The organism is Nocardioides turkmenicus (assembly GCF_011045035.1).
Taxonomy (GTDB): Bacteria; Actinomycetota; Actinomycetes; order Propionibacteriales; family Nocardioidaceae; genus Nocardioides; species Nocardioides turkmenicus.
Map to the genome: position 1 here is coordinate 238,183 of NZ_JAALAA010000007.1, position 12,304 is coordinate 250,486.

9 protein-coding genes are annotated in these 12,304 nt (G+C 70.1%); 4 read left to right on the top strand and 5 right to left on the bottom strand.

Annotation, left to right across the window (positions count from 1 at the left end; genetic code table 11):
* Window positions 1-245 precede the first annotated feature (245 nt).
* Both G5C66_RS10625 and G5C66_RS10630 read left to right on the top strand, forming a co-directional pair.
* Window positions 246-2,225, top strand: a complete 1,980-nt coding sequence (locus G5C66_RS10625; protein WP_165110913.1) for a DUF255 domain-containing protein — start codon at window positions 246-248, stop codon at window positions 2,223-2,225.
* 63 nt (window positions 2,226-2,288) lie between these two features.
* Window positions 2,289-4,184: a helix-turn-helix domain-containing protein gene (locus G5C66_RS10630; RefSeq protein ID WP_165110914.1), complete on the top strand. Its 1,896-nt coding sequence runs from the start codon at window positions 2,289-2,291 to the stop codon at window positions 4,182-4,184.
* A gap of 3 nt (window positions 4,185-4,187) precedes the next feature.
* Here G5C66_RS10630 and G5C66_RS10635 read toward each other — a convergent pair whose 3' ends face one another.
* From G5C66_RS10635 to G5C66_RS10655, 5 genes are read right to left on the bottom strand one after another with little or no spacing between them, the layout of a single operon-like run.
* The gene (locus tag G5C66_RS10635) at window positions 4,188-5,186 is read right to left on the bottom strand and encodes a branched-chain amino acid ABC transporter permease (protein WP_165110915.1); all 999 of its coding nucleotides are present in this window, start codon (window positions 5,184-5,186) and stop codon (window positions 4,188-4,190) included.
* A complete protein-coding gene (locus tag G5C66_RS10640; protein WP_165110916.1) occupies window positions 5,183-6,055 on the bottom strand; it encodes a branched-chain amino acid ABC transporter permease in 873 nt (290 codons plus the stop codon). Before G5C66_RS10640 ends, G5C66_RS10635 begins: the two co-directional genes overlap by 4 nt.
* A 27-nt stretch (window positions 6,056-6,082) precedes the next feature.
* Entirely contained in the window at window positions 6,083-7,330 is a 1,248-nt protein-coding gene (locus G5C66_RS10645; RefSeq protein WP_165110917.1) for an ABC transporter substrate-binding protein, read from the bottom strand.
* Between the two features lie 48 nt (window positions 7,331-7,378).
* Window positions 7,379-8,071, bottom strand: a complete 693-nt coding sequence (locus G5C66_RS10650) for an ATP-binding cassette domain-containing protein (RefSeq protein ID WP_165110918.1) — start codon at window positions 8,069-8,071, stop codon at window positions 7,379-7,381.
* Window positions 8,064-8,837 carry an ABC transporter ATP-binding protein gene (locus tag G5C66_RS10655; protein WP_338144138.1) on the bottom strand — a complete coding sequence of 258 codons (774 nt, stop codon included), beginning with the start codon at window positions 8,835-8,837 and terminating at the stop codon, window positions 8,064-8,066. The genes G5C66_RS10650 and G5C66_RS10655 overlap by 8 nt, the downstream gene beginning before the upstream one ends.
* Before the next feature lie 182 nt (window positions 8,838-9,019).
* Here G5C66_RS10655 and G5C66_RS10660 point away from each other — a divergent pair, with 182 nt between their 5' ends.
* Together G5C66_RS10660 and G5C66_RS10665 are read left to right on the top strand one after the other, a co-directional pair.
* Window positions 9,020-10,711: a tannase/feruloyl esterase family alpha/beta hydrolase gene (locus G5C66_RS10660; protein ID WP_206443935.1), complete on the top strand. Its 1,692-nt coding sequence runs from the start codon at window positions 9,020-9,022 to the stop codon at window positions 10,709-10,711.
* A gap of 54 nt (window positions 10,712-10,765) precedes the next feature.
* Window positions 10,766-12,265: an amino acid permease gene (locus G5C66_RS10665; RefSeq protein ID WP_165110919.1), complete on the top strand. Its 1,500-nt coding sequence runs from the start codon at window positions 10,766-10,768 to the stop codon at window positions 12,263-12,265.
* Window positions 12,266-12,304 lie beyond the last annotated feature (39 nt).

Sequence of the window (12,304 nt, forward strand, 5' to 3'; positions counted from 1 at the left end):
TCCGGTCAGATTCTGGGACGTTCGTCGTGGGTCATCAGTCCTGCATGGCTCGGCTGACAGGAAGTTCGTTGAACGTGTCGACCTGGGCCGACCGCGTCGGTTAGTACAGTTCTGCCCCAGTTGTCCACTGCTGGAACGGTGCTCATGCGGACGTTGGGATGGCATCGGGGAGAAAACTCCTGTCCTAAAAACCTGTCCTAGGACAGGTTTGCATCACTTGTACACGTGCGTGCAAGGCTGGGGGAGTGGCCAACCGACTCGCCTCCGCAACGTCGCCGTACCTGCTCCAGCACGCTCAGAACCCCGTCGATTGGCGGGAGTGGGGGCCTGAGGCGTTCGAGGAAGCCAGGCGTCGAGAAATTCCTGTCCTCCTGTCCGTGGGGTACGCCGCCTGCCACTGGTGCCACGTGATGGCGCACGAGTCGTTCGAGGACGAGACGACGGCGGCGTACATGAACGAGCATTTCGTCAACATCAAGGTCGACCGGGAGGAGCGGCCGGACGTGGACGCGGTCTACATGGCAGCGACGACGGCGATGACCGGGTCGGGCGGGTGGCCGATGACGGTGGTGCTCGACCACGACGGCAACCCGTTCTTCGCGGGCACCTACTTCCCGGACATGCCGCGACATGGGCAGCCGGCGTTCACGCAGGTGCTGCAGGCCCTTTCGGAGGCGTGGACACAGCGGCGCTCGGAGATCGGGGCGGTGGCGGACAACGTACGTCAGCACCTGGCCAACATCTCCGGAGCGGCCGGGTCCGGGGGCGACTGGCAGGTCGACGTCGACGCCGCTGTCGAGAAGCTGGCGGGGGAGTTCGACCCGATGGCCGGCGGGTTCGGGGGAGCCCCGAAGTTCCCGCCGTCGATGGTGCTGGAGTTCCTGCGGCGGGTGGCAGGGTCGCTCGGGGCGGACTCCCGGGTCTCTCACATGCTCTCGCGGAGCGTGGCCGCGATGGCCGGCGGTGGCATCTACGACCAGATCGGGGGCGGGTTCGCGCGCTACGCCGTCGACCGCGGCTGGGTGGTCCCGCACTTCGAGAAGATGCTCTACGACAACGCCCAGCTGATCGGCCTCTACGCCCGCCTCGGGACCGAGCTCGGCGACCGGGTCGCACGCGAGAGCGCCGACTGGATGATCCGCGAGCTGGGCACGGCTGAGGGCGGGTTCGCCTCTGCGGTCGACGCCGACAGCGAGGGTGTCGAGGGCAAGTTCTACGTCTGGACCCCGGCCGAGCTCGTCGAGGTGCTCGGTGCCGACGACGGCGCCTGGGCCGCGGAGGTCTTCGAGGTGACCGAGGCAGGGACGTTCGAGGAGGGCGCCTCGACCTTGCAGCTGCGCCATCGGCCCGACGACGTCGAGCGGCTCGAGTCGGTCAAGGCGCGGCTTCTCGCCGCGCGCGAGGAGCGGGTGCGTCCTGCGCGCGACGACAAGGTCGTCGCGGCCTGGAACGGGCTGGCGATCAGTGGGCTCGTGGACGCCGGGCTCCTGCTCGGTGAGCCGCGCTACATCGACGAGGCGGTTGCGGCGGCGGAGCTGCTGTGGCGGGTGCACGTCCGCGACGCGCGCCTGCTCCGCGTCAGCCGCGACGGCGTGGCCGGCGCGCACGCGGGAGTGCTGGAGGATTACGGCTGTGTCGCATCGGGGTTCCTGAGCCTGACCCAGGCGACCGGTGACGCCACCTGGCTCGACCGGGCCACGTCACTCCTCGACACCGCGCTGACCCACTTCCGCGCCGAGGACGGCGGCTTTTACGACACCGCTGACGACGCGGAGGTGCTGGTCACCCGGCCGAGGGACGCCTCCGACAACGCCAGCCCCGGCGGCACCAGCGCGATGGTCCACGCGCTCGTCACCGCGCACGCCCTCACCGGTGAGGGCCGCTACCGTACGGCCGCCGAGGAGGCGCTCGGCGCGACGAGCACGCTGATGACCAAGGCGCCCCGGTTCGCCGGCTGGTCGCTGGCCGCGGCGGCGACCATGAAGGACGGCCCCCTCGAGATCGCGGTCGTCGGTCCTCCGGGGCCGGACCGCGACGCTCTCGAGGACGCTGCTCGGCGCAGGCCGGGTGCGGTCGTGGTCGTCGCCGACGAGGCGCGCGACGACATCCCGCTGCTGAGCAGCCGGACTCCGGTGGACGGGAGGGCGGCGGCGTACGTCTGTCGGGGTTTCGTCTGCGAGCGACCCGTCACGTCGGCGGACGACGTGGCGGCGACGCATACCTGATCCGAGGCAACTATGTGGCCGTCCCATATGTCGGCGAGCGCGTAGAAGTGTAACTTCAGTCACATGACGGTCGATGTGGTTGCGTTCCTGGAGCTGCTGGCCGGGGATGCCACGGAGGCCGACTTCGAGGGACCGTCACGCGCCGCACGCGAGGCGGGTGCGACCGCCGAGGAGCAGGAGCGGATCGACTATGCCAAGCGCCTCGCGCTCCAGGTCAGGGACACCCTGGAGGCTCGCCGCCGGCGTGAGGGCGAGCTGGGGGCGCTGTTCGAGTCGGCCAACGACCTGGCGATGCTGACCAACCTGGAGGCGGTGCTGCAGGCGATCGTGACCCGGGCCAAACAGCTGCTCAACAGCGACGTCGCCTACCTGACCCTCAACGACGAGCGCCGCGGCGAGTACATGCGGGTCACCGAGGGCATCCTGACCGCGGCCTTCCGCTCGACCCGGATCCCGTACGGCATCGGTCTGGGCGGGCTCGTCGCCCAGACCATGAAGCCCTACTCGACCGCCGACTACATCCCCGACGAGCGGTTCCGGCACGCCCCCGACATCGACGGAGCCGTCAGCGGCGAGGGCATCCGCGCGATCATCGGCGTGCCCCTCCTGCTCGGCACCCAGGTCATCGGCGTCCTCTTCGCGGCGAACCGGACCGTACGTCCCTTCGGAGCCGAGGCCAGCGCCCTGCTCGTCTCGCTGGCGGCCCACGCCGCGATCGCCGTGGACAAGGCCCGGCTCCTGGAGGAGACCCGCGCCGCGGTCGCCGAGCTCGAGGTCACCACACGCCAGCTGCAGGCGCGCAACGAGGCGGTCGAGCGCGCCGCCGACGCCCACGACCGGCTCACCCGGATCGTCGTCGAGGGTGGTGGCGTCGACGACGTCGTACGCAGCGTCGCCGAGGTCCTCGGCGCTCGGGTCGTCGTGCTGGACCTGAGCGGCGAGACCATCGCCAGCAGCGCGCCGGGCCAGCCGGTCTCCGACTATGAGGCGGCCGTGACCCGACGGAGCCTCGACCTGAGCCGTACCGCCGGCAGCGGCGACATCTACGCCACCCCGGTCCTGGCCGGCGCCGAGCAGCTCGGCTCGATGCTCCTCGGCCCGCGCGAGGTCGACCGCGAGGACGGGGATCTGGACGACGGCGACCAGCGGATCCTGGAGCGGGCCGCGCTGGTGACGGCGCTGCTGCTGCTCTTCCGCCGCAGCGTCGCCGAGGCCGAGGGACGGGTGCGCGGCGAGCTCCTCGACGAGCTGCTCTCCGGCACCACGCCCGACCCGGAGACGCTGCGCGAGCGCGGCCGGCTGCTGCAGGCGGACCTGTCCAGGCCCTATGCCGTGGTGGTGGCCAACGTCCCCGGCGATCGCGCCCGGGTCGGCCAGGCGGCGACCTTCGTCGCGGCCACCCACGACGGCTTCGCGGCGGTCCGGCAGGGGCAGGTCGTGCTGATCTTCCCCGACTGCGACGCCCGTGCCGCCGGCGAGCTCGTCGTCGAGGGGCTGCGCCTGTCGGCAAGCGCACCGGTGACCGTCGGCGCCGCCGGCCCGGTGCCGGGACCGCTGAGCAGCCCGGATGCCGTGGTGAAGGGCTACGACGAGGCCCGTCGCTGCCTGGCGGCGGCGATGACCCTGGGCCGGGAGGGCCAGGTGGTCACCGCCGACGACCTCGGGTTCGTGGGGCTGCTGCTCGGCTCCGACGGCCACCCGGCGGCGTACGTCTCCTCGCGGCTGGGCCCGGTGATCGACTACGACGCCGCGAAGGGGTCGAAGCTGGTCGAGACGCTGCGGGCCTACTTCGCCGCCGACCGCAATCTCACCCGCACCGCCGGTGCGCTGCACGTGCACGTCAACACCGTCACCCAGCGGCTGGAGCGGGTGACGCGGCTGCTTGGCAAGGGCTGGCAGGAGCCGGAGCGCCAGCTCGAGGTGCAGCTGGCGCTCCGGCTCCATCAGCTGGTCGCCTAGGTCTCAGGAACTACGACGGCTCAACCACATGTGTCGCGCCGTTCCCCAGATCCCCCGTCGGAACAGCAGCACCACGGTCACGAACACGGTGCCGGTGACGATCCCGATGCCGTCGAACCCGGACGAGGCCAGGTAGTCGGCGAGCATCACGATCAGCCCGGCGCCGATGACACCGCCCCACAGCGTGCCTATGCCACCCAGCACCGTCATCAGGACGACCTCGCCGGAGGTGGCCCAGTGCAGCTCGGGGAGTGCGACGAACCCGTGCGAGACGGCGAAGACGCCGCCGGCCAGGCCGGAGAGCCCGGCCGAGAGCACGAAGACGATCAGCTTGTAGCGCTCCACGTCGTAGCCCAGCGCCCGGGCTCGCGGCGCGTTGTCGCGGATCGCGACCAGCACCCGCCCGAAGGGGGAGTGGACGATCCGCCAGGCCGCCCACATCCCGAGCAGGATGATCGGCAGCGCCGCGTAGTAGAAGAAGAACGAGTCGGTCTCGACCGCCTCGATCCCGAAGAACGAGCGCGGCACGCCCTGGAGCCCGTTCTCCCCGCCGGTGAGAGATGAGGCCTGGTTGGCGATGAAGAAGAGCATCTGCGCGAAGGCCAGGGTGACCATCGCGAAGTAGATCCCGGAGCGCTTCACCGACAGGTAGCCGATCGGCACGGCGAGCACCATCGCGAAGAGAGCGCCGCCGAGCACCGCGACCGGGAACGGGACACCGAGGTGGATCGCGATCAGGCCGGTCGCGTACGCCGAGCCGCCCCAGAACGCGGCATGCCCGAACGAGAGCAGCCCGCAATAGCCCAGCAGCAGGTCGAGGGCCACCGCGAAGAGCGCCCAGGCGGCGATGTCCATCGCCACCGGCGGGTAGACGAACCACGGCAGCCCGAGCGCGACGACGAGACCGATCCCCAGCAGCACCAGCCGCTGCCACGGCCTCGCCCCGGCGATCGCCGCATGCTGCTCGCTGACGCTCGCGCCAGCGGTCGCGATCGACGTCATGCCGTCGCCTCCTCTCGTCCGAAGAGCCCGGCCGGCCGGGCCAGCACGACCACGGCCATGAGCACGAAGATGAGCACCTGCGCGAACGTCGGTGCGTACGCCTGCCCGAACGCCTCCACCAGCCCGACCAGGAAGCCGCCCACCACGGCGCCCACGATCGAGCCGAGCCCGCCGATCACCACCACCGCGAACAGGATGATGATGAAGTCGCTGCCCATCTCGGCGGTGATCGCTCGGAACGGCGCCGCCAGGACCCCGGCCAGCCCGGCGAGCGCGACCCCGAAGCCGAAGACCGGGGTCACCCAGCGCCCGACGTTGATCCCGAGCGCACCCGCGAGCTCCGGCCGCTCGGTCGCGGCGCGGACGATCATCCCCACCCGCGTACGCGTCATCAGCAGCCAGACGCCGAGGCAGACGAGCAGCGCGACGCCGATCACGAAGAGCTGGTAGACCGGCAGACCGACACCGGCCAGCTGGACCCGTCCGTCGAGTGCCGAGGGGCGCTCGTAGGGCAGTCCCGAGACCCCGTAGCGGCGCTTGACCAGGTCGACCAGGAGCAGGGTCAGCCCGAAGGTGAGCAGCAGGTTGTAGAGCGGGTCGAGCGGCAGCAGCCAGCGCACCAGCAGCCGCTCGACCAGCATCCCGAAGACCAGCATCAGCAGCGGCACCACGATCAGCGCCAGCCACAGGCTCATCCCGACGGTGTCCAGGAGCACCGCGGCGGCGACCGCCCCCAGCATGTAGAAGGCGCCGTGGGCGAAGTTGACCACGCCCAGCACCCCGAAGATGACGGCCAGGCCGAGCGCGGCCAGCGCGTAGAAGCTGCCAGCCGCGAGGCCCTGGACCGTGTATTGCAGAACCGCGTTCATACCAATCCCTCTAGACGTCGGATGCAGCTACATCGAGCAGCCGGACTCCGACGCCGGGCGGAACGCCTCCTCGGCCGGGATGGTCTTGATGATCTCCTCGTAGTCCCAGTCCTCCTTGACGTCTGCCGGCCCTTTGACCCGGGCCAGGTAGACGTCGTGGATGACCCGGTGGTCCTCGGCGCGGATCTCACCGTTGCGCAGGAACATGTCCTCGACCTTCTTGCCCTCGAGCTCCTCGACGACCTTGTCGGCGTCGTCGGTGCCGGCCGCCTGGACCGCCTCGAGATACTGCAGTGCCGCCGAGTAGTTGCCCGCGTGGGCGTAGGTCGGGCGGTCGCCCGTCTCCTCCATGAAGCGGTCGGCCCACTCGCGGGACTTCTCGTCGAGGTTCCAGTACCAGGCGTCGGTGAAGATCGTGCCCTCGAACGCCTCGACGCCGAGCGAGTGGATGTCGGAGATGAACATCAGCCCGACGGCCAGGTCGATGCCCTGGTCCTTGAGCCCGGACTCGTTGTACTGCTTGACCAGGTTGATCAGGTCGCCACCGGCGTGCATGGTGCCGATGACCTGCGGTTTCGCGGCGCCTGCCTTGGTGATGTACGTCGCGAAGTTGTCGTTCGGGAACGGCGTCGCGATCGTGCCGGCGACCTTGCCGCCGCCCGCCTCGATGGCTCCGGTGAACGACTTCACCATGTCCTGGCCGAAGGCGTAGTCGGGGTAGATCAGCTGCCAGTTCTTGCCGCCGTCCTCGGTCACGACCGTGCCGGTGCCGTTGGCCAGCATCCAGGTGTCGTAGGCGTAGTGGAAGGTGTACTTGTTGCACTGGGCGCCGGTCAGCTCGGTCGTGGCCGCGCCGACGTTCATGTAGAGCTTCTTCTTGTTCTTCGCCTGCGTCGCGACGGCCAGCGCGGCCGACGAGGTCGGCACGTCCAGGATCACGTCGGCGCCCTCGCGGTCGTAGAGCTCCTGGGCCTTGGTGTTGGCGATGTCGGGCTCGTTCTGGTGGTCGGCCGAGGTCACCTCGATGTCGTCGACGACGGCCTCGTCGCCGTACTTCTCCTGGTAGTCGTCGATCGCCATCTGGATCGCGATCTTCGAGTTGGGACCGGAGACGTCCTTGTAGACACCGGAGGCGTCGTTGAGCAGGGCGAGGACCACCTTGTCGTCGGTGAAGTCGCCTCCGCCCGCGCTCGGTCCGCCGGCGCCGCAGCCTGCGGTGACCAGGACACCTGCCATCACCATCGAGGCGGTGGCAACTGTGCGTCGCTTGTTCATCGTGTCTCTCCTCGCGGGGGTTGGGACTGCGCTGTGCTGGGCGGTACGTCAGATCCCGAGGTGTTCGAGCAGTTCGTCCTGACGTTCGACGAACTCGTCGTTGTCGAGGCTCTCGACCAGGCGACCCTGGGCGAGCAGGTAGTGGCGGTCGGCGACGGTGGCGGCGAAACGTACGTTCTGCTCGATCAGGAGCACGCCGATCCCGGACTGCTTCGCGGTCCGCACGATGTCGCCGATCTGGGCGACGATGACAGGGGCGAGGCCCTCGGAGGGCTCGTCGAGAAGGAGCACCCGGGCGCCGGTGCGGAGCACGCGGGCGACGGCGAGCATCTGCTGCTCCCCGCCCGAGAGCGTCGTCCCGCCGGCTCGCCGGCGGCTGCCGAGAGCCGGAAAGGCGTCATAGACCTGCTCCAGCGTCCACGCGGACTCCGAGACCCGCGGCGGCAGCAGCAGGTTCTCCTCCACGCTCAGGTTGGCGAAGATGCCGCGGTCGTCCTGCACCCAGCCGAGGCCGGCACGGGCCCGCTTGTGCGCGGGCAGCGTGGTGATGTCGCGGCCGTCGAGCCGGACCGATCCGGTCAGGTGCTTGTGGAGACCCATCAGGCAGCGGACCAGGGTGGTCTTGCCAGCGCCGTTGCGTCCGACGAGAGTGACGACCTCGCCCTCGGCGACGCTCAGGGTCGCCTCGCGCAGGGCCTGCGCCTCGCCGTACCAGGCGCTCAGGTTCTCTACCTCAAGCACTGTGGGCCTCCCCGAGGTAGGCGGTGATGACGCGGGGGTCCGCGCGGACCTCGTCGTAGGGGCCCTCGGCCAGCACGGAGCCCTGCTGCAGGACGGTGACCCGGTCGGCGAGCTGGCCGACCACGTGCATGTTGTGGTCGACGAAGACGACCGTGCGACCTGCGGCGATGCGCCGCACGAGCTCGATGGTGCGGTCGACGTCCTCGATGCCCATCCCGGCGGTCGGCTCGTCGAGCAGCAGCAGCCTCGGCTCGACGGCGAGCACGAGGGCGAGCTCGAGCGCCCGCTTCTGGCCGTACGCCATCAGGCCGGTCGGCCGGTCGGCCAGCTCGGTCAGGCCGACCTCGGCGAGCAGCCGGTCGACCTCCTCGCGGCGCCGCCCGAGCAGCCTCTCCGAGCGCCAGAACCTCAGCCCCTGGTTGGTGAGCCCCTGGAGCGCGATCTCCACGTGCTCGCGCGGGGTGAGGTTCTCGAAGAGGCTGGTGATCTGGAAGGAGCGGGCCACCCCGTGGCGGGTGATCCGCTCCGGTGCCATCCCGGTGACGTCGTCACCGAAGACCCTGATCCGTCCGCTGGTGGGTTTGAGGAAGCCGGTGAGCAGGTTGAACAGGGTCGTCTTGCCGGCGCCGTTCGGGCCGACGAGCGCGTGGACGGTGCCCTCGGCGACCTCCAGGTCGACAGAGCTGACCGCCCGGAAACCGCGGAAGTCCTTGGTGAGGCCCTCGGTCCGCAGAGCCCAGTCCTGGGTCGGTGTGGTGCTCGTCACATGGGCGACGCTAGGGAAGTGGTGAGACGTACGCCATAGCGGTTCGGGACACAGTCACCGGGGTCGTTGTGTGGCTGATCGCCATGCGGCTGCCGTGGTGGGATGCTCGCGGTCGGCCACACCTCGAGCCGCCGAGATGTGTGCGGAAGCCACATGGCGCAGGTCACACGGCGTCGCGATCCTTGGGTCATGCCCCGCACCGTCTCGTACGCAGGTCCCTGATCGTCGGCTCCTCGCTGGCCCTCGCCGCAGCGGCCCTGGTCGCCGGCCAGGTGCCCGCGACCGCCGCGCCGTCCACCGCAGCGCCTTCGACGACCGCCGACTGTGCGTCGCTGGTCGGCCTGAAGATCCCCGCCCACCGTATCGGCCTGCCGACCACCGGCGCCGAGGTCAGCGCGACGACGTCCATGCCGGCCAGCGGGACCGGGCCGACCGCCATCCCGGCCTACTGCCGCGCCGACATCGCGATCCACCCGGTCGACCCCGCGGCCCCGGACATCCGGATGGGCCTGGCGCTGCCGGAGGGGTGGAACGGGAAGACGATGATGTTCGGTGGCGGTGGCTACAACGGCACCGTCCCCAACCTCGCTCAGAACGTACCGTTCGGGCCGGTCGACCAGCGCACCCCGCTCGGGCGCGGCTACGCGACGTACGCCAGCGACTCCGGCCACCAGGCCGACACGACCCGGCACCCGATCGCGAGCCTGGACGGCTGGTTCGGCCAGAACGACGAGGCGCTGCGCAACTTCTCGGGCGACGCGCTCAAGAAGGTGCACGACACCGCCGGCTTCGTCATCGCCAAGGCCTTCGGTCGCGCCCCGAGTGCGGCCTACTTCGCCGGCGGCTCGACCGGCGGTCGCGAGGCCCTCGCCGTCGCGCAGCGCTGGCCGCGCGACTTCGACGGGGTGATCTCCGCCTACCCCGCCTGGAACGCCGCCACCCTCGACCTCTTCTTCGGCCGGATCACCCACGAGTTCGGCAAGCCCGGCGCGTTCCCGTCGAAGGCCCAGCAGGACCTGGTCGCGCAGCGGGTCCTCGCCGCCTGCGACGGCGGCGACGGGGTCGAGGACGGCGTCGTCTCCGACGAGGCCGGCTGCGACTTCGACCCGGAGACGCTGCTGTGCGGTGAGGGCGAGGCGCCGGGCGCGACCTGCCTCTCGCGCGAGCAGGTCGACGCGGTCGTGGCGGCCGACAGCAGCTGGCGGCTGCCCTACAAGGTGGCGAGCGGCGAGTGGGGCTACCCCGGGTTCCCGGTGCTCTCCGGGGCACGGATGTCGACCCCGATCCTCGGTTTCGGCACCACCGCGCCGGCCGACCCGATGCCCGTGACCGCCGGCTACGGCATGCAGTTCTGGACCCAGTGGGCCAAGTACTTCGTCGCCCGCGACCCGCAGATCAGCCCCTTCGCGATCGACCCGGCCGCGCCGGGGAGGTGGCAGCGCCGGATCAGCGAACTCACCGCCCTCCAGGACGTCAACGACGCCGACCTGCGCCGCTTCGCCCGATCCGGGGGCCGGCTGATCCTGGTGCACGGCGCCGCCGATGAGCTGGTCAGCCACCGCTCCACGATCGACTACTACCAGCGCGTCCAGCGGGTGATGGGCAAGCGGGCGACGTCGGAGTTCTCGCGGTTCTACCTGGTGCCCGGCGCCAACCACGCCAACTTCGCCCCGGTGGCGTACTCGGCCTCGTACGACTCGCTGACGGCCCTGGAGAGGTGGGCCGAGGACGGGGTCGCTCCCGACGCGAACCAGGTGGTCGCCGACGGCAACGCCGGGGCCAACCGCACCCGGCCGCTGTGCGAGCGGCCGACGTGGCCCGAGTACGTCGGGGGACCGGTCTCGCAGGCGAGCAGCTTCCGGTGCGAGATGTGACGACCCGCACCCCACCCCGTCGAGTCCACCTGACGAGATGGTTTGCTATCCCTCATGTCTGTTTGGCGCACCAAGTCCATCGAGCAGTCCCTTGCCGATGCCGAAACCCCGGAGTTCCAGCTCAAAAAGCGGCTCACCGCGGTTGACCTGACGGTCTTCGGGATCGGCGTGATCATCGGAGCGGGGATCTTCACCCTGACCGGTCGGGCCGCGGCCCAGTACGCCGGCCCGGGCGTGGTCTTCTCCTTCGTCATCGCCGCGATCTGCTGTGGCCTGGCGGCGCTCTGCTACGCGGAGTTCGCCTCGTCGGTGCCGGTGTCCGGGTCGGCGTACACGTTCTCCTATGCCACGCTCGGGGAGATGCTCGCGTGGATCGTCGGCTGGGACCTGATCCTGGAGATGGTCCTGGCGGCCTCGGTGGTCGCTCAGGGCTGGAGCGCCTACTTCGTGACCTTCCTGGCCGAGATCGGCATCACCTGGCCGGCCCACCTCGGTCCGCAGGACCAGCCGGCCTTCGGCGACTTCAACCTGGCTGCGCTGCTGCTGGTCGTCGCACTGGTCGGCCTGATCGCCATCGGCATCAAGGAGTCGTTGCGCGTCAACCTCGTGCTCGTCGCGATCAAGCTCTTCATCGTCTGCTTCGTCATCGTCGCCGGGCTGTTCTACGTGTCCGGCGCCAACTACGACCCGTTCATCCCCGCGCGTGCCGGCGGTGTCGAGTCCGAGGGCATCCACCAGCCCCTGATCCAGTGGGCGTTCGGTCTCGAGCCGCAGACATTCGGCGTCCTCGGCATCATCTCGGCCGCCTCGGTGGTCTTCTTCGCCTACATCGGCTTCGACGTCGTCGCCACCACCGCCGAGGAGGCCAAGAACCCGCAGCGTGACCTGCCGCGCGGCATCATCGGGTCGTTGGTGATCTGCACCGTCCTCTACGTCGCCGTCGCGTTGGTCATCACCGGCATGGTGAAGTACGACGAGATCGACACCAGTGCTGCCCTGGCCACGGCGTTCCGTGATGTCGGGCAAGGTGGCTTCGCCACCTTGATCTCGGCGGGCGCGGTCGCGGGTCTGACCACGGTCGTGATGACGCTGATCATCGGCGCAGTCCGGGTGCTCTTCGCGATGAGCCGCGACGGGCTCCTCCCGGTGCGGCTCGCGCACGTCAATCCGAAGACCGGTACGCCGCTTCGGCTCACGTTCATCGTCGGCGCCGTCGTCGCCGTCGTGGCGACCTTCACCCCGGTCGGCCGGCTGGAGGAGATGGTGAACATCGGCACCCTGACCGCCTTCGCCCTGGTCTCGATCGCGGTGCCGGTCCTGCGCAAGCGTCGCCCCGACCTGCCGCGCTCGTTCCAGGTGCCGTTCAACCCGGTGCTGCCGATCGTGGCGGCCCTGATCTGCATCTACCTGACCCTCAACCTGAGCATCGAGACCTGGCTGCGGTTCCTGGTGTGGATGGCGATCGGCTTCGCGATCTACTTCCTCTACAGCTACCGCAACTCGCGGGTGGGCAAGGGCGGCGACGACAGCGTCGTCGAGCCGCTGCACATGTGAGGCTCCCGCAGGCGAGGGGGCGCGCGGCCGGTGGCCGCG

Excerpts from the sequence above, each read along its gene's own strand:
- G5C66_RS10630 (WP_165110914.1), top strand. The coding sequence starts at position 2,289 with ATGACGGTCGATGTGGTTGCGTTCCTGGAGCTGCTGGCCGGGGATGCC.
- G5C66_RS10645 (WP_165110917.1), bottom strand. The coding sequence starts at position 7,330 with ATGAACAAGCGACGCACAGTTGCCACCGCCTCGATGGTGATGGCAGGT.
- G5C66_RS10635 (WP_165110915.1), bottom strand. The coding sequence starts at position 5,186 with ATGACGTCGATCGCGACCGCTGGCGCGAGCGTCAGCGAGCAGCATGCG.
- G5C66_RS10665 (WP_165110919.1), top strand. The coding sequence starts at position 10,766 with ATGTCTGTTTGGCGCACCAAGTCCATCGAGCAGTCCCTTGCCGATGCC.
- G5C66_RS10640 (WP_165110916.1), bottom strand. The coding sequence starts at position 6,055 with ATGAACGCGGTTCTGCAATACACGGTCCAGGGCCTCGCGGCTGGCAGC.